This is a genomic window from Nocardia puris, assembly GCF_036051655.1.
GTDB classification, from domain to species: Bacteria; Actinomycetota; Actinomycetes; order Mycobacteriales; family Mycobacteriaceae; genus Nocardia; species Nocardia puris.
This window is the reverse complement of sequence record NZ_CP107943.1, coordinates 3,224,711-3,244,345: the sequence shown is the minus strand read 5'-3', so window position 1 is coordinate 3,244,345 and position 19,635 is coordinate 3,224,711. Positions and strand designations below refer to the sequence as shown.

Sequence of the window (19,635 nt, the reverse complement as noted above, 5' to 3'; positions counted from 1 at the left end):
TTCAGATGAACAGATCGTCCACGCTCTCGGCGGTGGCGGCCCGGTCGATCCACCGCCCGAGCTGCTCGAGATCCTCGCAACCCTCGATCCGGCCGCGCACATCGTCGGGCACGACGATCCGCCGAGCCGCCAACACCCGCAACAGCGCGTCGGCCTCACCGGCGACTCGCCACTTCTTGGCAAAATTGCTCTGGGGTTCGAAGTTCTTCAGCACATCGGCGTTCATCAGCGACTCCCATACGGATCGGACTGTCTCCGGCAGCCGTGAGAAGACGAAGCATTCACCGCCATGCCGTCGTCAGATGAACAGATCGTCCACGCTCTCGGCGGTGGCGGCCCGGTCGATCCACCGCCCGAGCTGCTCGAGATCCTCGCAACCCTCGATCCGGCCGCGCACATCGTCGGGCACGACGATCCGCCGAGCCGCCAACACCCGCAACAGCGCGTCGGCCTCACCGGCGACTCGCCCCTTCGAGAGGTGAGTCTTGGCAAAATTGCTCTGGGGTTCGAAGTTCTTCAGCACATCGGCGTTCATCAGCGACTCCCATACGGATCGGACTGCCTCCGGCAGCCGTGAGAAGACGAATTCATAGTATCGCGAGCCCCGGTCCGTCTCGACCTTGCCGAGGGCGGCCATGAGGGCCTCGAAGGTGGCGCGCGGGTCCGGGTAGTCGGGATGGGCGACGACCGACAGGACCGTCAGTTCCGGCAGTCGCACCGCGACCTCGGGATCCGTGATCAACGGCACCCCGCGCGGGTCCAGGACCAGTGGGCGCAGCAGCGCGGGCGGGCTGCCATAGCCGAAATCGACCGGTTCGGCGGCCCAATCAGCAGTGCGCTTGTCGGGGCACAGCACGAGCAACACGGTGGGGCATCGTAGCCGGGCGCGCAGCGTGGCCGCGTACACCGGCCACGTCCATGGCTTGTCGGGGTCCGGGCGGAGTTGGACCTCGACCACCACCGCGAACACCGGGCGATCAGCGGCGCGCAACACGACAACGGAGTCGGCGTGGAACTCCGTGACCGCCAGCGCCGGGGTTTCCTCCGAATGACTTTCCGCTCGATCGAACTTCGGCAGCGGACAACCGAGCGCGTCCAGCAACGGCGCGACGAGCCGCGGCTGGCTTCGAAACAGATCGACGATCATTTCGTGCGGAATTGAGGGCATGGCGAGCAAGCTAGCGCATCACACCGCCTCGAACAAATGCCGAAATCCGTTCGCATTCAGCAATTTTCAGCATTTCTCCGATGACATCACCAATGGTTCGATCGTTACTGATGAGGCGGTGACTATGATGGGGCCAGAGGGGTAACGCGACCCCAATATGCACCTCGCGAGCACCGAATTGGCGGGACTATCGCAACCGAATCGGCGCATTGCGGACGACTATCGTGGCGAGGCCCCGCAACGCGCTTCGGCCGGTTCACCGGGGAGTCAGGTGCGGCATCAGGGAAGGTTTCGCGGGGTGCTCGACCGGGTCCGGGGGCGGGAGAATCCACGTTGTGGCGGAAAAGGGGTTAACGCGGGCGGGGTGGGGCGGGATAGTGGGGAGAGGCCGGGTGGTCGGCCCGGCTGGTAGCTAGGAGTTCGGTTGTGAGCAAGTTCACCGACGAGATGTTTGCGACGGCGCTGTCCTCGGAGCGCGGGTTGATCACCGGGGAGCCCAGCGCGCCGCTGCGGCAGACGTGGGGCGAGATACATCGGATCGCGCGGCGCATGGCGGGTGGGCTCGCGGGGGCGGGGATCGGGCACGGGGACGCGGTCGGCGTGCTGGCCGGGATGCCGGTCGACATCGCGCCGGCCTGTCAGGCGGTGTGGATGCGGGGCGCGTCGGTCACGATGCTGCACCAGCCCACCCCGCGCACCGATCTGGCGGTCTGGGCGCGCGACACCGAGACCGTGCTCGGCATGATCGAGGCGCGCGCGGTGATCCTCGGCGCGCCGTTCGACGCCGCCGAACCCCTGCTGCGCGAGCGCGGCATCACCGTGGTGCGCATCGACCAGCTCCCCGACGGCCCCGATATCGATCCGGTGCCGACCACCGAATCCGATATCGCCCTGCAACAGCTGACGTCGGGTTCCACCGGATCACCGAAGGCCGTCCGCATCACGCACGGCAATTTCTACGTCAATGCCTACGCGATGTTCAACCGCGTGAAATTCCAGCTCGACGCCGACGTGATGGTGAGCTGGCTGCCCCTCTTCCACGATATGGGCATGGTCGGATTCCTCAGCGTCCCCATGCAATTCGGCGCGGAAGTGGTGTGCGTGACGCCGATGGACTTCCTCGCCCGCCCGCTGCTGTGGGCCGAATTGATCGGCAAGTACCGCGGAACCGTCACGGCGGCACCGAACTTCGCCTATTCCCTGCTGGCCCGCAAACTGCGCCTGGCGCCCGACGGCGCGCTCGACCTGAGCAGCGTCCGCTACATGTGGAACGGCGCCGAACCGGTCGATCCGGAGACCATGATCGCCATGGCCGAGGCCGGAAAACGCTTCGGCCTCAACCCGATGGCGCTCACCCCCGTCTACGGCATGGCCGAGACCACGCTGGCGGTCTCGGTCCCCGACGCCGGTCACGGCCAGGTGCTCGACCTGGTGGACGCCGACCTGCTGGAATCCCTCGGCAAGGCGGTGCCGGTGCCGCGCCACCACGCGGGCCTGGCCACGGTGCGCGCGCTGCCGACGCTGGGCTACCTGGTGGACGATCTGGAGGGCCGGATCGTCGACGACGACCGCAACCCGCTGCCGGTCCGCTCGGTGGGCGTCATCGAATTGCGCGGCCCCGCCGTGACTTCCGGCTACGTGACGGTGGACGGCTTCCGCCCGGCGCAGGACGAGGACGGCTGGCTCGACACCGGCGACATCGGCTACTTCACCGAGGAGGGCTTGGTGGTGGTGTGCGGCCGGGTGAAAGACGTGATCATCGTCGGCGGCCGCAACCTCTTCCCCACCGATATCGAACGCGCCGCCCTCCAAGTGCGCGGCGTGCGGCCGGGCAACGCGGTCGCGGTGCGCCTGGACGCGGGTGAGAAGCGGGAGAGTTTCGCGGTGGTGGTGGAGTCCAACGACTTCCAGGATCCCGACGAGGTCAAGCGCATCGAACGCGAGATCGTGCACGCGGTGGTGTCCGAGCTCGGGGCCCGCCCCCGCACGGTGACGGTCCTGGGTCCCGGCGCACTGCCGAAGACATCGTCGGGCAAGCTGCGCCGCGCCGCCACCGCTGTGCACTTGCGCTGAGCGGCGCGCGGGTAATAGCCGAAAATCGCGCCGACTCAGTGCAACTGGTTCTGCGCGGTCTCCAACCCCACGCGCAGCAGCAGTTCCACCGCGTCGGCGGCCTGCTCCACCACCACCGGTACTTCCTTGCGCTCCGGCGCGGAGAACGGCTTGAGCACGTAGTCGGCCGGATCCTGACGCCCCGGCGGGCGCCCGATCCCGATGCGGGTGCGCAGATAGTCCTTGGTGGCCAGCGCGCTCGACACCGACCGCAGCCCGTTGTGGCCGCCCTCGCCCCCGCCGCGCTTGAGCTTGATCGCCCCGAACGGCAGGTCGAGTTCGTCGTGCACCACCACGACCTCGGTGGGCGGCACGGAGAAGAACCGCGCGAGCGCCGCGACCGGCCTGCCGGACAGGTTCATATAGGACCGCGGTTTGGCGATCAGCACCTGACGCCCGTCCAGGCGGGCCTGCAACAGGTCGGCCCCGGACTTCTTGTGCACGGCGAAACGGCCGCCGACGCGCTCGGCGAGCACGTCGGCGACCAGGAATCCGACATTGTGCCGGGTGCGCTCGTATTCGGGGCCGGGGTTGCCCAGCCCGACGACGAGCGCGGGCCCGGTGTTCTCGGTCATCGGTGAACCGCTGGTGCTGTCCTTATTCGGCGGCTTCGGCGGCGGCCTCGGCCTCGGCTTCGGCGGCCTCGGCGGCGGTCGGCTCGGCGGCGGGCGCGGCGATGACGTTGACGACGAGCAGGTCGGGCTCGACGTTCAGGCTGACGCCGGCGGGCAGGGTCAGCTCGCCCGCGGTGATCTGGGTGCCCGGCTCGACGCCCTCGACGGAGACCTCGATGGACTCGGGCAGGTTCAGCGCCTCGGCCTCGATGGACAGCGTGGTGGACTCCTGGGTGACCAGGGTGCCCGGGGCGGCCTCACCGGTGATGGCGAGGGTGACGTCGGCGGTGACCTTCTCGCCGCGCTTCACGATGAGCAGATCGGCGTGCTCGATGTAGCGGCGGATCGGGTGCACGACAACGGATTTGGTGAGCGCAAGCTGCTTCTTGCCGTCGATCACGAGGTTCAGCACCGCGTTGGTGCCGTGCTCGCGCAGGATCGCGGCGAAGGCCTGGGCGTTGACCGACAGATGCTGCGGCTCGGCCTGGTGGCCGTACAGCACAGCGGGAACGTTGCCTGCGCGACGGGTGCGGCGCGCGGCACCCTTGCCGAACTCGGTGCGAACGGCGGCTTCGAGAACGTTGACGTCGGACATGACGGGATCTACTCCTACGGCTCTTCCGGGCTGGTCACGGTTGCCCGCCAGGGAGGGTGGCGCCCTGGACTGGGGTCTGGTCTACTCGTCGGGGCGAGACCGAACTCCGGACGGCCGGAAGCCGCGCCGCGTCGATCACGGTGTCCGCATTAACGTCTGCGGACACCCTCGCCGAGACAACCCGGACACTGTACCGCAGCCCAGCGCCCACCCTTGAATCGGGTGGTCACGGCGGGTCGGGCCGGTCGCGAGCGCCGTCGCGTAGTCTGGAGCGGTTGTCGATCCGGCCGTACGCGAAAGGTTGCCCCACGTTGACCGCCCCTGAGGACGTCGTCGCGCCCACACCGCGCGGTCTGCCCGCCGAGGTCGCCCGGCGTCGCACCTTCGCCGTGATCTCGCACCCCGACGCGGGCAAGTCGACGCTCACCGAGGCGCTGGCGCTGCACGCCAGGATGATCTCGGAGGCGGGCGCCATCCACGGCAAGGCGGGCCGCAAGTCCACCGTGTCGGACTGGATGGAGATGGAGAAGGCGCGCGGCATCTCGGTCAGCTCCACCGCGTTGCAGTTCAACTACCGGGTCGAGGGCTCGGACGTGGACAACGTCATCAACCTGGTCGACACCCCCGGTCACTCGGACTTCTCCGAGGACACCTACCGCGTGCTCACCGCCGTCGACGCCGCGGTCATGCTCATCGACGCCGCCAAGGGCCTGGAGCCGCAGACGCTCAAACTGTTCCAGGTGTGCCGCCACCGCGGCATCCCGGTCATCACCGTCATCAACAAGTGGGACCGGCCGGGCCGCGCGCCGCTGGAACTGCTGGACGAGATCGACGAGCGGATCGGCCTCACGCCGACGCCGCTGTTCCTGCCGGTCGGCATCGCGGGCGATTTCCGCGGCCTGCTGCGCCGCGGCCCCGACGGCGCCGCGCTCGAATACATCCACTTCACCCGCACCGCGGGCGGCGCGACCATCGCACCGGAGGAGTCGCTGACGGCCGAGGACGCCGAGGCCCGCGAGGGCGAAGCGTGGACCACGGCCGCCGAGGAGAGCGAACTGCTCTCGGCGACCGGGCAGGACCACGATCAGGAACTGTTCCTGGCCGGGCAGACCTCGCCGGTCATCTACGCCTCGGCGATGCTGAACTTCGGTGTGCGCCAGTTGCTGGAGACGCTGGTCGCGCTGGCGCCGGCACCCGGCCCGCGCAAGGACATGCAAGGCGTCCCGCGCGAGACCACCGATCCGTTCAGCGCCGTGGTGTTCAAGGTGCAGGCGGGCATGGACACCGCGCACCGCGACCGGTTGGCGTTCATGCGCATCGTGTCGGGCGAGTTCGAGCGCGGCATGGTGGTGACCCACGCCCAGACCGGGCGCCCGTTCGCCACCAAGTACGCGCTCACCGTGTTCGGCCGCGAACGCGCCACCGTCGACACCGCCTACCCGGGTGACGTGGTGGGCCTGGTGAACGCCACCGCGCTCGCCCCCGGCCACACGCTGTTCGTGGACAAGAAGGTGGAGTTCCCGCCGATCCCGTCGTTCGCCCCGGAGCACTTCGCGGTGCTGCGCGCGCAGAGCGCGGGCAAGTACAAGCAATTCCGCAAGGCCATCGACCAGCTCGACTCCGAGGGCGTGGTACAGGTGCTGCGCAACGACCTGCGCGGCGACGCGTCGCCGGTGCTGGCCGCCGTGGGCCCCATGCAGTTCGAGGTCGTCACCGCCCGCATGCTGGCGGAGTACAACGTCGAGACCACCATGGAGCACCTCGGCTATTCGCTGGCCCGCCGCACCGACGCCGCCTCCGCCGACGAGCTCGGCAGACAGCGCGGCGTCGAGGTGTTCACCCGCACCGACGGTGTGCTGCTCGCCCTGTTCAGCGACAAGTGGCGGTTGCAGTACATCGAGAAGGAACACCCCGGCCTCACGCTGGAACCGCTGGTCGCCGCGGCCGACAACTGATCGGTCAGGGGCGCAGCGGTTGTTCGGCCGCGGCCGGGTCGTCGACCGGCAGCGGGAACGAATGGTGTTCGTGGGAGACGACCCAGCGCTCGCCCTCCTTGCGCAAGCCGAGGGTGATGCGCAGGCGCACCGACGGATCGGCCAGCGGCGCGCCGGCCCGCCCGCATTTCAGCAGCGCGTGCGCGAACGCGACGTCGGTACCCGCCGTGACCTCCACGGCGAGCGGTTCGAACACCGCGCCGGTGGCGAGCCAGGCGAAGAACGGCGGCCAGGTCTCGCGGTAGGCGTCGAGGCCGCGCGCACCCTCGTTGGGCGGGGGCACGTCGAACATGACGATGTCGTCGGCGTGGTCGCGCAGCACTCCGTCGAGGTCGGCGGCGTTGATGGCGGCGAACCAGCGGTCGATGAGATCGCGGATGAGTTTCTCGTCGCTGGTGGTCGTGATGGTCACGAGGACTCCTCGGATTCGGTGGGCGGGGCGGTCCCGCGCACGTATAACCCGGAGCGCGACGCGAACTCATCGGTGCGCGCGCAGAAAGTCCCTCGCCGGTTCAGGACTCGACGTACTCCGGCAGCCCGAACATCGGGAACAGCGCCGGGTGCAGGAACGACACCACCTCCGTGATCGCCCCCTCGCGCACCGCGATCACGTCCAGCGCCATAGCCGCGAACACCTGGCGCTCCTCATCCCACATATAGGTGCCGAACGCGGGCTGCCCGTTCGCGGAGGCAGGCAGGAAACGCCACCGATGGTGCAGCGGACCCTCGACCAGGAAGTCGCGGATGGCCGCGTGGCCCGCGTACCACTCGGGCAGCGGCGGCATGGAGTAGCGGGCGTCGGCGCTGAGCAGATCGACGATGGCGGACACGTCGCCCGCCTCCCACGCGTCGGTATAGCGGCGGGCCAGCTCGCGCAGCTCGCCCGCACCGAAGTCGCGCAGCGCCCGCTGCTGGGTGTCGCCGGCGAGCCGATCGTCCACCGCGGCGCGCGCCCGTTGCAGCGCGCTGTTGACGGCGGCGACGCTGGTGTCGAGCAGTTCGGCGGTCTCGCGCGCCGAGAATCCCAGCACGTCACGCAAGACGAGCGCGGCCCGCTGGTTACCCGGCAGATGTTGCAGCGCGGCGACGAACGCCAGCTCCACCGCCTCGCGCGCCTCGTACCTGGCCTCGGGCGCGCGGCCGCGCACATCGGCGTCGGGATAGGGCTCCAGCCAGGCGATCTCGTTGAGCGGCGCGCCCGGCCCCAGATCGACGGGCAGTTCCCGGCGGCGCCGCGTCTCGATCAGGGTGAGACAGCGGTTGGTCGCGATCCGATACAGCCACGGCCGCACACCGGAGCGGTCGGTGAGCCGGTCCAGATGCCGCCAGGCCCGCAGCAGCGATTCCTGCACCGCGTCGTCGGCGTCGTGCACCGAACCGAGCATGCGGTAGCAGTGCAGGTGCAGCTCGGCCCGCAGCGGTTCGACCAACCGCTCGAACTCTTCGCCGGGCCCCTCGCTCACTCGGTGCCGGGCTCCCGGCGCAGCGGTGTGGTGCCGGGATCGCGCTCGACGGGGGCGATTCCGTCCTCGCGCGCGATCAGACCCCAGCGACTCGACGTGAGACGCAGGCTGGGCAGGTCGCTGAGCGAGAGCACCACCTCGTAGGTGCGCTCGTACCCGGTGTGCGCGATGCGCCACCGCCCGTCCGAGCAGCGGACGTATTCGTCGGAGTAGAAGGCCGCACCGCGCAACAGCATGTTGTGGGCGGGGATGAGCACCGTGTCGGCGAGATACCAGGTGCCGGTGGCGGAATCGCCGTCGATATCGATCTCGGGGTGATCGCAGCGATGCTCGGTGATGACGTGCGGACCGAGCGTATTGCGCATGAAGGCGAGGAAGGCGTCGCGCGATTCGAACTGCAGGTACTCGCTGTAGGTCGCGGTGGCCTCGGGAATCATGGTGTCGGCGAACTCTTCCCAGGACTTGGTGTCCAGGGCGCGCAGATAGCGGAACTTGAGGCGGCTGATATCGGCCAGATCGTCCCCGGTGGGGCCGCGGTCGCGGGGCACGGGACGCACCCGGTGCGTCGTGTCGGCGTCGCGCTCGGCGCCGTTGGGATCACCACGCCCGCCGACGGGCGCGTCCACCGCCGCGTCGCCGCGCCCCTGCTCGCCGCTGCCCTGGTCCATACGTCAACAATCCCATCAGAAGACGCCGAGCTGTACGGTTTGGGAGATTTGTATCAGATCGCTATCACCGTGCCGGGTCTTTCGACCCGGAAGATCAACTTCCGATGGTAAAGCAGGTGCGGCAGAAATCCTCGCCGAACTCGGTGAGCCGCAGACTCTTGCGCACGATCTTCGGCGCGCGGCCCGCCTTCTTCAGCGCCGCCTCCACCACCGGCTGCACCTCGAGCACCATGTAGCGGCTCAGCACCACCGGGTCCTCGGAGGTCATGGTGAGACCGAGGCGGTTGAGGTTGATCAGGTAGGAGCGCGCCCGGTCGGGGTAGCGCACGCCGGCCTGTTCGGGCACCGAGGTGAGATCGCCCTGCACCAGCTCCGAGCCGATGCCCAGCGGGCGGTTGGTGCGCACGTCGACCGCGGGCTGCGGTCCGTTGAGCGACATGAACCGCAGGATGCGCGCCTCGTCGGGGGCGATCTCGTCCAGGATGCGGTCGTAGGCCGGGTGCACGTCCTCGGTGAAATAGACGTCGGCCGAACGGGCCAGCAGCGCGTCGCCGCGCCTGCGCAGTTCCTCGGTGCTGGCCGAGCGCACGAGCGAGCCCATCGGGATGGCCTGCTGATTCGGCCCGGTCGGGGTGGGCACGTAGCTGACGATCTCGCGCACCGACCCCTCGGTGACGCCCAGGGCGCTGCGCGCGATCGAGCGCAGCGCGTTGCCGGTGCGCTCGGCGATCTCCGCCGAGGACTCGCCGTCGAGGGCGGCCTTGGTGATCTCCTTGGTGACCTCGTAGGAGGTGTTCACCGCCCACTGCCCGCCGCGCACGGCCGTGCCCGCGGCCAGTCCCGCCGCCCGGAACACGCCCCTGATCAGCCGCGCCTCATTGCTGATCTGCCGCTGTTCGACATCCGAGCTGCGCTCCACGGCGCGGGAACCGGCTCGGGTCACGTCCTGTCCGGTCCTGTCGTCTGTCACGTCTTCTCCGAAGTATCGCCGAGTGAACGAATCCGCCCACAGATTATTGCCCGACCGTCTTCCAGGCGTGGCGAACCCGATTGTTCGCCGCGTCCCGGCCGACCCCGACTCGTCGAACCGATCGCCGGCACCCTGCTCGTGTAGTCACGGCCCGGATGTGGTGCGTGCCATTCTCTCGTCCCGATAGAGACAATGCCGCATTCCGGACACGTTCTGTGACTGATGTCTCAGACACTACCCTGTGTCCTGGCACACCCCGCTGTGGACCCAGTTCCGCACCTCACAGTAGGGTCACGCTGCCTACTCGGTGTTAGTTTGGGGTGCCGGTGAGGCTGCGGTCACCGGTTTTTTCGGCAGGAGGGTGTCGTGCTAGAGAACGTTTTCGGGGTTCACCCCACGATCCTCCTGGAACTACTGACCATCCCGCTTTTCACAGGTGTGATCGGGTATATCACCAACTGGACCGGCGTGCTGATGCTGTTCCGTCCCATCGCATTCCACGGCATCAAGGTGCCGGGCCTGCGCGCGCTGTACCCGTTCCTGCCCAAGCGCATCCAGGTGCTGCCGCTGCTGTCCTACGACGGCCGATTCGGCTGGCAGGGCATCGTCCCGTCGCGCGCCGACAAGATGGCGAGCATCGCCGTCGACAAGGGCCTGGCCAAGCTGGGCAGCGTCGCCGATTTCTACCGCGAGCTCGAGCCCGACAAGCTGGCCGAACACCTGGCCAGCATCGCCGACGCGCAGATCACCGACATCGTCGAGGAGATCCTGCGCCGCGAGCATCCGCAGCTCTGGTACAACCTTCCCAGTCAGGTCCGCGAGATGGTGCACATGCGGGTGCGCCAGCAGCTGCCGGACATCCTGCGCGAGCTGACCGTCGAGCTGGGCGAGAACATCGACCAGCTGCTCGACGTGAAGCAGATGGTGATCCGCTACTTCCAGGCCCGCCCCCACCTGCTGAACACGCTGTTCCAGGTGCTGGGCGCCAAGGAACTGCGGTTCATGCAGAACTTCGGCTTCTACTTCGGCGCGCCGATGGGCGTGGTGCTGGTGGGCCTGCTGCACGTCACCAAGCCCTACCTCGGCACCTGGACCAGCTGGGTGGTGCTGCCCATCGGCGGCGTGATCATCGGCTGGGTGGTCAACTGGATCGGCATCAACATGATCTTCGCCCCGGCCTACCCCAAGTGGTGGTGCCCGTGGCGGCAGGGCCTGCTGATCAAGCGACAGTCCGAAATCACCGACGGCTACGCCGAATTGGTGTCCAGCCAGGTCATGACGGTCGCCAATATCGGCGACGAGCTGCTCAACGGCCCGCGCTCGGACCGCACCATGCAGATGCTCGAGGACACGCTGCGCCCGGCCGCCGACCGCGCGCTCGGCCCCGCTCGCCCCGCGGTGAAGTTCATGCTCGGCAGTCGCGAATACGACTCGCTGCAGGCGACATTGACCAATGAGGCCATGTCCATCGCGCCGATCGCCTTCGCCGACCCGGACTTCAACCTCCAGCAGGGCAAGCAGATCAACGACTACATCGCCAAACAGATGGCCAATCTGAAGCCCCCGGACTTCGTGGAAATGCTGCGATCGGCCATCAAACAAGATGAATGGTTGCTTTTCGTCCATGGCGGCGCGCTCGGGCTCTTCGCCGGATACGCTCACATCCTGGTCTTCGGAACAGGAGTGGCGACTTCATGGATATGACGGATCCGAGTGGCGGCGACGCGAAATCGGACGCGCGGGGTGACCAACCGAGCCCCGCGCCGTCCACCGAGGTCGCGCGCTGGGAGGCGCCCGAACTCGAACCCGTCGACCGGCAGCGCAGGCGGGTGCCCTCGCCGCGCCAGACCGTGCGCGCGGCGGGCGGGGTCGCCAAGGTCGCGCTGACCGCCGCCTCCGAGGTCACCTCCTGGACGGTGGACACCGCGCTCGGCGTCACCGGCACCGTCGTGAAGGGCAGCATGGCGGGCGTGCCGCCGCGCGAAGTGCTGGCCGAGGCCGAAGCCGAAGTGCGCGACGCGGTGCGCCGGGCCCTCGGCCTGCCACCCCAGTCCGCGCTGCGGGCCGATCCGGCCGTGCCGACGTTGCGGGAACAGGGCGCGGAACTGCTGCGCCTCTCCTCCAGCCCGCGCGGCGACGGTTCCGAGATCCACCCCGCGTTCGCGGGCATGCTCGCCGAACTCACCCCCGACGAGGCCCGCATCCTGCGCTTCGTCCACGTCGACGGACCGCAACCGTCTATCGATATCCGCGTCGGCCGCCCGCGCGCGCTCGGCGCCGACCGCTACCTGTCCGGCCTCACCCTGATCGGTGACCAGGCCGGGCTGCGCTTCCCCAACCGGGTGCCGCAATACCTGACGAACCTGCGCAGGCTCGGGCTCATCGAGTTCGCCCGCGAACCCGTCGACAACCCGAACCGTTACCAGCTCCTCGAGGCGCAGTCGCCGGTGCGAGAACTGTTGAAGCGCTCCGGTTTCGGCACCAAGGTGATGTATCGCAGCATCGTGCTGACGACGTTCGGCACGGACTTCGTGCAGACCTGTCTGCCGGTGGTCACCGAGGGACGCGAGTCGAGCTAGATCCGGGCTACGCGCCGTCGGCCAGTTCCAGCCAGCGCTCCTCGGCCGTCTCCTTCTCGGCGAGCACCTGTTTGAGTTCGGCGCCCAAGGTCATGAGACGGTCGGGTTCGGTGGCGGCGTCGGCCAGGGCCGCGTGCAGCTTCTGTTCGCGCTCGGTGAGCTTGTCGATGGCGCGCTCCAGGCGCGTGAGCTCCTTGCGTGCCGCACGGTAGGCGGCGGAATCCGTTGCGGTGGCGGGCTTCTCGGCCGACGGCCGGGCGGCGGGCGGCGCGCTCATGGCGGCCCGCTTGGTGAGGTACTCCTCGATGCCGCCGGGCAGGTTGGTCAGTTTGCCGTCGCCGAACAGCGCCCAGGTGGTGTCGCAGATGCGCTCGACCAGGTAGCGATCGTGGCTGATGACCACCAGGGTGCCCGCCCAGTTGTCGAGCAGGTCCTCGAGCTGTTGCAGGGTGTCGATGTCCAGGTCGTTGGTCGGCTCGTCGAGCAGCAGCACGTTCGGCTCGGACATGAGGATGCGCGTCAGCTGCAACCTGCGGCGCTCACCGCCGGAGAGGTCGCCCACCGGCGTGCGCTGGCGAGCCGGGGTGAAGCCGAGCCGCTCGGCCAGCTGCCCGGCCGAGATCTCCTTGTCGCCCAGCATGATTCGCTGCGCGACCTGCTGCACGGCCTCCAGCACCCGCATCTGGGTAGGCAGGTCGTCGAGTTCCTGTCGCAGCCAGCCGATCTGGACGGTCTGGCCCTGAATCCGCTTGCCCGCGGCCAGTTCCGCGTCGCCCGCGAGCGCGCGCAGCAGCGTGGTCTTGCCGGAGCCGTTCACCCCGACCAGGCCGAGGCGTTCGCCCGGCGCGAGCCGCCAGGTGAGGTCGTGCACGAGTTCGCGGCCGTCGGGGGTGGTGAGAGTGGCGTCCTCGAGCTCGATCACCACCCGGCCCAGGCGTTTACGGGCGAACGCGGCCAGCGAGACGCTGTCGCGCGGCGGCGGCACGTCGGCGATCAATGCTTCGGCGGCCTCCACGCGGTAGCGCGGTTTGGAGGTGCGGGCCTGCGGGCCGCGCCGCAACCACGCCAGTTCTTTGCGGGCCAGGTTGCGCCGCCGCGCCTCGGTGGCGTCGGCCTGGCGCGCGCGTTCAGCGCGGGCGAAGATCCAGTCGCCGTAACCGCCCTCGTAGCTCTCGACCTTGCCGCCGACGACCTCCCAGGTGTTGGTGGCGACGGTGTCGAGGAACCAGCGATCGTGGGTCACCACGATCAGGGCGCTGCGGCGGTCGATGAGGTGGCGGGCCAGCCACTGCACGCCCTCCACGTCGAGGTGGTTGGTCGGCTCGTCCAGCACCAGCAGATCCAGGTCGCGCACCAGGGCGGCGGCCAGCGCGACGCGGCGACGCTCACCGCCGGACAGGTTGCGCACCGGCGTGTCGAGGCCCAGGTTCTGGATGCCGATGCCGTCGAGCACCGAACGGATGCGCGGGTCGGAGGCCCATTCGTGTTCGGCCACCTCCCCGGAGAGCGCGTCGTCGGCGAGTCCGGCCAGCACGACCTCCCCCACCGTCGCGCCGTCGGGGAGCACGCCGCGCTGGGTGACCACGGCCATCCGCAGGCCGCCGAGCCTGCTCACCCGGCCGCTGTCGGGCTCCTCCAGACCGGTCAGCACTTCGAGCAGGGTGGTCTTGCCGCCACCGTTGAGCCCGACCACGCCGATGCGCTCCCCCGCGTGCACGCCCAGCGACACGTTGTCCAGCAGCGGTTTGATCCCGAAGCTCTTGGAGACCTGTTCCAGATTGATCAGGTTGGCCATGAACCCTGTTTCCACCTCTCGCGCGCCGACCTTACGAGCCTACTCACCGGGGGCGGGGCACTTCCGCACGGTGTGGGTGCCGAGGGCGGGGCCGACGCCGGTCGCGCGCCTCGACTACCGGGGTCGAGGTACGGAGCACTCCCGCACGGTGTGGGAGCCGAGAGTGGGGCCGACGCCAGGTCGCGTGCCCGGGGTGCGGGGCACTCCCGCGCGGTGCGGGAGCCGGGTACGGCGCGGCTGCCGGGTTTCACGTGCCCCCGGTACGTGGAGCAGTGGGACGCGGCCCGGACCCTCGTCGCGGCCCGCCCGCGCCCGCCGCCACTCGGCCTGGGTCGTCCACGCTCGACCGGGGACGTGCACCGAACCTGGGTCAGCGCTTGTGAGGGTCCGGATCGATGACGCGGGCGCCGGGAACGGGGCCGTTGGCGGTGCGGATGCCGCGCGCCACACCCGCGCCCGCGAGTTCCGCCGCCACCGAGACGGCGGCCTCCTCGGATTCGCAGAGGAACGCGCAGGTGGGGCCGGAGCCGGAGACCAGTCCGGCCAGGGCGCCCGCGGTGACGCCGCCGCGCAAGGTGCGGCGCAGTTCGGGGCGCAGGGAGACGGCGGCGGCTTGCAGATCGTTGCCGAGCAGCGGGGCGAGCTGGTGCGGGTCGCCGGAGGCCAGGGCCTGCATGAGCTGCTGGGGTTCGCCGAGGCGCGGCGGGTCGCCCTGTTCGCGCAAACGGTCCAGTTCGGCGAACACCGACGGCGTGGACAGCCCGCCCTTGGCCAGCGCGAGCACCCAGTGAAAAGTGTTGCGGGACAACACCGGGAGCAGTCGTTCACCGCGCCCGGTGCCGAGTGCGGTGCCGCCGTGCAGGGCGAAGGGCACATCGCTGCCGAGTTCGGCGGCGACGGAGGACAATTCGTCGCGGCTCAGCCCGATGTCCCACAGTTCGTTGAGGCCGACCAGCGCGGCCGCGGCGTCGGCGCTGCCGCCCGCCATCCCGCCCGCGACCGGGATGCCCTTGGCGATGGTGATTTCCACCAGCGGGGCGCGCCCGGCCAGGTGCGCCAACCGCACGGCGGCCTTCCACACCAGGTTGGCGCGGTCGGTCGGCACCTCGCTCGCGCCCTCACCCGTCACCCGGACGGTGAGCGCGGCCGCGGGCGCGAGTTCGAGATCGTCGCCGAGCGAGAGGGCCTGGAACACCGTGGTCAGATCGTGGTAACCGTCGGGGCGCAGGTCACCGACCCCCAGGTGGAGGTTCACCTTGGACGGCGCGCGCACGGTGACGGGGCTCGGCACTACTGACAACACGAGGTTCAAGCCTAATGCGTGGGTGCGACAAACGCCGGGCTCGACGACGGCCGTTCACCCGCCGGTCAGCCGCGTCACGGGCGCACCTTGCCGACAGATACCCCCATAGGGTATTTTCGCTGTCGTCGGGGATACCCCTGGACCGTATGATGTCAGCGAGCGAAGGAGTCGGACATGGCCACCACCACCTACACCGTCAAGGGCATGACCTGCGGTCACTGCGTCAGCTCGGTCAAGAGCGAGATCGGCAAGATCGACGGCGTCACCTCGGTCGACGTCGACCTGGCGACCGGACTGGTCCGCGTGGACAGCACCGGCCCGCTGGCCGACGCCGACATCAATGCCGCGGTCGACGAGGCCGGCTACGAGGTCGCCGTCTGATGCGGAACCGGCTGCGGTTCGCCGCGGTCGGCGTGGGACTCGCCGCGCTCCTGGGCGCCGCACTGGGGATCGGAGCCCTGGTCGGTGAGCCGGAGCGCGGCGCAGTCGCCTTCGACGCGAGCTACTGGCCGACCGGGTTGTCGGAGGAGGCATCCGCCTTCCGGATGTCCGAGATCAGCGCGCCCGACGTGCCAGGCCGCGCGGGCACCCTCAGCTTCCGCATCACCGGGGTGGACGGGGCGCCCTGCACCGATTTCGAGATCCGGCACGAGAAGCCGCTGCATCTCATCGTGGCGCGGTCCGACACGGCCGAGTTCCGGCATGCGCATCCGCAGATGGCGGCCGACGGGACGTGGACTGTCGACTGGACCTGGGCGAGCCCGGGGGTCTATCGCGTGTTCGCGGATTTCGCGCCGGCCGATAAGGCGCTCGCGTTCGACGGTGTGGTGCTGAGCCGCGAGTTCACCGTCGAGGGGCCCGCGCCGTCGCGGCCGCTGCCACCGCCCGCCGACGTCGCGACGGTGGACGGTTACGAAGTGCGGCTCGCGGGCGCGCTCGCCACGCACAAGGCGGACGAGCTGCGCTTCACCATCACTCGCGACGGCCGTCCGGTCACCGATCTCGAGCCGTACCTCGGCGCGTACGCGCACCTGGTCGGGCTGGAGGAGAAGACCCTCGCCTACATGCACGCGCATCCGACGGGCGAGGTCGGGAGCACGCCCGCGGGCCCGGACGTGGCCTTCTCCGTGGGCGCCCCGGCATCCGGCGAGTATCGCGTCTTCCTCGAATTCGCCCACGGCGGTTCGGTGCACCGTGCCGAGTTCACCGTTCCCGCCGCTTCCACAACGGAATTCGCGCCCGACGGGGCGCACGAGCACGGCGACGGGCACCGCTGAGCGAATCGCGATCAGCGCGTCGGCCCTGGATTCAGGCGGGCGAGTCGCCGTGAGCGGGTCGCCCGCGTCGCCGGTGTTCACCACGCCGGCGGGCTCGATGAGCATTATTTGCACCTCGCCCTCGGCGATCGGGCAGTGCTCCACGCCTTTTCGGCACCACGAACAACTGTCCCGGCCCAGGCGCAGGTCGCCGTCGCGCAGTTGGATGGTCAACTCCCCCGCGATCACGAAGAACAGCTCGTCAGTGTCGTCGTGCATGTGCCACACGAACTCTCCGCCGAGCTCGACCACCTCGACCTCGTGGTCGTTGAGCCGCGCCACGATTTTCGGCAACCACTGCTCGGAGAACAGCGCGGGCTCGACGGGCTCGTTCGGCATGGTCCGATACGACATGGGCTGCCGGACCGTGCCCCCGGCGCTAGCCCTGTTCGGCCAGGCGGACGAAGGCGGCCGTATCGAGGGTTTCGCCGCGGGCGGTGGGCGCGATGCCCGCCGCGGTGAGGCGGCGTTCGGCTTCGGCGGGGGAACCGGCCCAGCCGGCCAGCGCGGCGCGCAAGGTCTTGCGGCGCTGGGCGAACGCGGCGTCGACGACCTCGAAGACGCGGCGGCGATGCTCGGCGTCGATCGGCCACGGCGGTTCGGCGAAGCGCTCGACGCGGACCAGACCGGATTCGACGCGCGGCACCGGCCAGAACACTTGGGTCCCCACCGCGCCCGCGCGGCGCACGGTCCCGAAGAACCCGGCTTTCACGCTCGGCACGCCGTAGGTGCGGCTGCCCGGTTCGGCGGCCAGCCGGTCGGCGACCTCGGCCTGCACCATGACCAGCGCGGTGCGCAGGCTCGGCAGCTCGGCCAGCAGGTGCAGCAGCACGGGGACCGCCACGTTGTACGGCAGGTTCGCCACCAGCGCGGTCGGCTCGGCGGGCAGGTCGGCGGCGCTCACCCGCAGCGCGTCAGCTTCCACAACCCGCAGGCGGTCCGCCAGCTCCGGCGCGCGATCCGCGACCGTGGCCGGAAGATGCCGCGCCAGAACGGGATCGATCTCGACGGCGACCACCGAGTCCACCACATCGAGCAGCGCCAGCGTCAGCGACCCCAGTCCCGGCCCCACCTCGAGCACCACATCGTCGCGCCCCACCCCCGCCGCACTCACGATCCGCCGCACCGTATTCGCGTCGTGCACGAAGTTCTGCCCGAGCTGCTTCGTCGGCCGCACCCCGAACCGCTCCGCCAACACCCGCACCTCAGCGGGCCCCAACAGCGCAGCACTCCCACGAGCGGATTCCTCAGCATCGGACACCGCTAGAACCTATCAACCCGGCGAACTACGCCGGGACACCGCGCGGGTGCGCCGACACGACACGGACACCGGCGCCTCTGGCGATACTTGATGGGGAGGCAAGGAGGTGGCGGTGTGATCGATGTGTTTCGCGATGCCTTGTTCACGCCTACGGACGTGTCCCATCACCTGCTGATTCCTCGCCGCACTGTGAACAATTGGCTGGCCGACGACACACCGTCCGGACCGCTGGTCCACCACGTCCCTCCCGAACGCCGTGGGGCCGCCAGCGTGCCGTATCACTCCACCGCCCAGTACACGCGGTTCACTCCGACAGGGACGGTACGCCTATCGGAGTGAGGCCGAACGCACTGCGGCGCCGCACGGATTCCCGTGCGGCGCCGCGGTGTTCGTCTTGGAGAGTTCAGCTCAGCCCGAGGCGGCTGGTGCAGGAGGGCCAGGCGCCCCAGCCTTGGCGGGCGCGGGTGACTTCGGCGATGGCGATTTGTTCTTCGCGGGTGGCCAGGTCGGCGCGGGGGGCGTATTTGAGGCCGCCCTGGCGGGCCCAGGTGTTCTGGTCGAACTGCACGCCGCCGTAGTAGCCGTTGCCGGTGTTGATGGACCAGTTGCCGTTGGACTCGCAGCGGGCCAGGGCGTCCCAGATGTGGCCGTCGCGTACGGGCGGGACCTCGGTGCCGGGCTTGGCGCCCTTGCGCACCGTCTTCGGCTGCGCGGGGACCTGCACGCTGGCGCTCACCTGCGTGCGCTCCACCTCCTGGCCGTTGACCAGGGTCACCGCGAAGGTCACGTCGTGCACGCCCGGCGCGCCGGGATTCTCGACGATGGTGCGACTCATGTTCAGCGTGGGGTCCTCGATGACGTTCTCCGGCGGGTCGAACGGCAGCGTCTCGGTGCGCTGTTCGACGCGCTTGCGCGTCACCACGATGTGCTGGCCGTCGGTCAGCGGGGTGCTCGCGGCGGGCTCGACGGTGTCCTGCTCGATCAGCGGCACCCCGGCCACGGCCAGGAGGTCGCCGACGGTCGGCGCGGCCAGCCGCAGGTCGACCGCCTGACCGGCGCCGTCGACCAGCGTCACCGCGCGCGGGCTGGCCACGTGCAGCTTCGCGCCGTCCAGCGGCAGCGGCTCGTCGCGGGCCGGAGAGACGAACATCTCGGCGGAGAGGTTCAGCTCGTCGAGGGCCTCGCCCGCGGTCAGGCCGGTGGTCCACACCTGCTCGACCTTGCCGTCCAGGGTGAGCGCCACCTCGCGCGCCCGGTTCAGCACGATCGTCGCGCCGTCGGTCACCGACGAGCCGCGCCCGGGGCGGACCAGGTCGCGATCGGTCACGTCGTATCCGGCCGCACGCAGCACCCCGTCGACATCACGGGACATGGTGGTCAGGATCGAGCGCTCGCCGTCCACGACGACCGTGACCGTCTTGCGGTTCACGATCGCCATCGAGGCGCCGACGATCAGCGTCAGCAGCAGCGCCGCGATCGCCGCGTACAACAGCGGCGAGCGGGACTGGTTGATCCTCGTTAAGGGGGACATGGTCACAGTACGATAACGAAGCGGTCAGCGCTGGACAACCGCGCCGCCGTGACCGGTACCAGCGGTGATCACGAATTGATATCGACGCCGCAGGTAGATCACGGCCTCCGAGACCGGAAGTGACCTGAAACACATTCCGCGTTTGCCCGCGACACGCCGGGGTACGCGTCGCGCGGGCGCCCGCGTTCACTACTCCGCGCGAGCACCGCGCACGAGCACTACCGCGCGAGCGCCGACGCACGAGCACCCCGCGCCAGCGCCACGCA

General features: G+C 69.6%; 18 protein-coding genes and 1 pseudogene. 6 read left to right on the top strand and 13 right to left on the bottom strand.

From position 1 onward, the window contains the following. Nucleotide 1: 1 nt before the first annotated feature. Together OHB21_RS14770 and OHB21_RS14765 are read right to left on the bottom strand one after the other, a co-directional pair. Nucleotides 2-226, bottom strand: a complete 225-nt coding sequence (locus OHB21_RS14770) for a hypothetical protein (RefSeq protein ID WP_195141961.1) — start codon at nt 224-226, stop codon at nt 2-4. Between the two features lie 72 nt (nt 227-298). Beyond that, entirely contained in the window at nt 299-1,168 is an 870-nt protein-coding gene (locus OHB21_RS14765; protein WP_328439270.1) for a hypothetical protein, read from the bottom strand. Between the two features lie 426 nt (nt 1,169-1,594). Between OHB21_RS14765 and OHB21_RS14760 the strand changes: the two genes are divergently transcribed. Beyond that, the gene (locus OHB21_RS14760) at nt 1,595-3,241 is read left to right on the top strand and encodes a fatty acyl-AMP ligase (RefSeq protein ID WP_067513525.1); all 1,647 of its coding nucleotides are present in this window, start codon (nt 1,595-1,597) and stop codon (nt 3,239-3,241) included. Nucleotides 3,242-3,276: 35 nt separating this feature from the next. Here OHB21_RS14760 and pth read toward each other — a convergent pair whose 3' ends face one another. Both pth and OHB21_RS14750 read right to left on the bottom strand, forming a co-directional pair. Beyond that, a complete protein-coding gene (gene pth, locus OHB21_RS14755) occupies nt 3,277-3,855 on the bottom strand; it encodes an aminoacyl-tRNA hydrolase (RefSeq protein WP_067513523.1) in 579 nt (192 codons plus the stop codon). 22 nt (nt 3,856-3,877) lie between these two features. Continuing rightward, the gene (locus OHB21_RS14750; RefSeq protein ID WP_067513522.1) at nt 3,878-4,489 is read right to left on the bottom strand and encodes a 50S ribosomal protein L25/general stress protein Ctc; all 612 of its coding nucleotides are present in this window, start codon (nt 4,487-4,489) and stop codon (nt 3,878-3,880) included. Between the two features lie 311 nt (nt 4,490-4,800). Between OHB21_RS14750 and OHB21_RS14745 the strand changes: the two genes are divergently transcribed. Then, nucleotides 4,801-6,444, top strand: coding sequence for a peptide chain release factor 3 (locus OHB21_RS14745; protein WP_067513520.1), 1,644 nt, complete (start codon nt 4,801-4,803; stop codon nt 6,442-6,444). Between the two features lie 4 nt (nt 6,445-6,448). Here OHB21_RS14745 and OHB21_RS14740 read toward each other — a convergent pair whose 3' ends face one another. From OHB21_RS14740 to OHB21_RS14725, 4 genes are all read right to left on the bottom strand, one after another. Beyond that, nucleotides 6,449-6,895 (bottom strand): nuclear transport factor 2 family protein, encoded by a 447-nt coding sequence (locus OHB21_RS14740; protein ID WP_195142438.1) that lies wholly within the window; start codon nt 6,893-6,895, stop codon nt 6,449-6,451. Nucleotides 6,896-6,995: 100 nt separating this feature from the next. Next, entirely contained in the window at nt 6,996-7,946 is a 951-nt protein-coding gene (locus tag OHB21_RS14735) for a sigma-70 family RNA polymerase sigma factor (RefSeq protein ID WP_067513518.1), read from the bottom strand. Next, nucleotides 7,943-8,461, bottom strand: a complete 519-nt coding sequence (locus OHB21_RS14730; protein WP_228789393.1) for a nuclear transport factor 2 family protein — start codon at nt 8,459-8,461, stop codon at nt 7,943-7,945. Before OHB21_RS14730 ends, OHB21_RS14735 begins: the two co-directional genes overlap by 4 nt. Nucleotides 8,462-8,708: 247 nt before the next feature. Continuing rightward, nucleotides 8,709-9,584 (bottom strand): Abi-alpha family protein, encoded by an 876-nt coding sequence (locus OHB21_RS14725; protein ID WP_084538101.1) that lies wholly within the window; start codon nt 9,582-9,584, stop codon nt 8,709-8,711. A 366-nt stretch (nt 9,585-9,950) separates the two neighbouring features. Between OHB21_RS14725 and OHB21_RS14720 the strand changes: the two genes are divergently transcribed. Continuing rightward, a complete protein-coding gene (locus OHB21_RS14720; protein ID WP_067513516.1) occupies nt 9,951-11,288 on the top strand; it encodes a hypothetical protein in 1,338 nt (445 codons plus the stop codon). Beyond that, nucleotides 11,285-12,163: an Abi-alpha family protein gene (locus tag OHB21_RS14715; RefSeq protein WP_113975082.1), complete on the top strand. Its 879-nt coding sequence runs from the start codon at nt 11,285-11,287 to the stop codon at nt 12,161-12,163. Before OHB21_RS14720 ends, OHB21_RS14715 begins: the two co-directional genes overlap by 4 nt. A 7-nt stretch (nt 12,164-12,170) precedes the next feature. On the opposite strand, the gene OHB21_RS14710 is transcribed toward OHB21_RS14715, so the two are convergent. Further along, nucleotides 12,171-13,958, bottom strand: a complete 1,788-nt coding sequence (locus tag OHB21_RS14710) for an ABC-F family ATP-binding cassette domain-containing protein (protein WP_195142437.1) — start codon at nt 13,956-13,958, stop codon at nt 12,171-12,173. A gap of 370 nt (nt 13,959-14,328) precedes the next feature. Continuing rightward, a complete protein-coding gene (locus tag OHB21_RS14705) occupies nt 14,329-15,261 on the bottom strand; it encodes a 4-(cytidine 5'-diphospho)-2-C-methyl-D-erythritol kinase (RefSeq protein ID WP_067513547.1) in 933 nt (310 codons plus the stop codon). A gap of 174 nt (nt 15,262-15,435) precedes the next feature. Here OHB21_RS14705 and OHB21_RS14700 point away from each other — a divergent pair, with 174 nt between their 5' ends. Next, a complete protein-coding gene (locus OHB21_RS14700; protein ID WP_067513510.1) occupies nt 15,436-15,642 on the top strand; it encodes a heavy-metal-associated domain-containing protein in 207 nt (68 codons plus the stop codon). After that, nucleotides 15,642-16,538, top strand: a complete 897-nt coding sequence (locus OHB21_RS14695) for a hypothetical protein (RefSeq protein WP_195124728.1) — start codon at nt 15,642-15,644, stop codon at nt 16,536-16,538. Before OHB21_RS14700 ends, OHB21_RS14695 begins: the two co-directional genes overlap by 1 nt. A gap of 114 nt (nt 16,539-16,652) precedes the next feature. Here OHB21_RS14695 and OHB21_RS14690 read toward each other — a convergent pair. From OHB21_RS14690 to OHB21_RS14680, 3 genes and pseudogenes are all read right to left on the bottom strand, one after another. Beyond that, a pseudogene (locus tag OHB21_RS14690) lies at nt 16,653-16,916 on the bottom strand (cupin domain-containing protein); the annotation flags it as partial. A 40-nt stretch (nt 16,917-16,956) separates the two neighbouring features. Continuing rightward, the gene (rsmA, locus tag OHB21_RS14685; protein WP_067513506.1) at nt 16,957-17,838 is read right to left on the bottom strand and encodes a 16S rRNA (adenine(1518)-N(6)/adenine(1519)-N(6))-dimethyltransferase RsmA; all 882 of its coding nucleotides are present in this window, start codon (nt 17,836-17,838) and stop codon (nt 16,957-16,959) included. 403 nt (nt 17,839-18,241) lie between these two features. Further along, complete coding sequence (locus tag OHB21_RS14680; protein ID WP_067513505.1) at nt 18,242-19,369, bottom strand: resuscitation-promoting factor; 1,128 nt, start codon at nt 19,367-19,369, stop codon at nt 18,242-18,244. Nucleotides 19,370-19,635 lie beyond the last annotated feature (266 nt).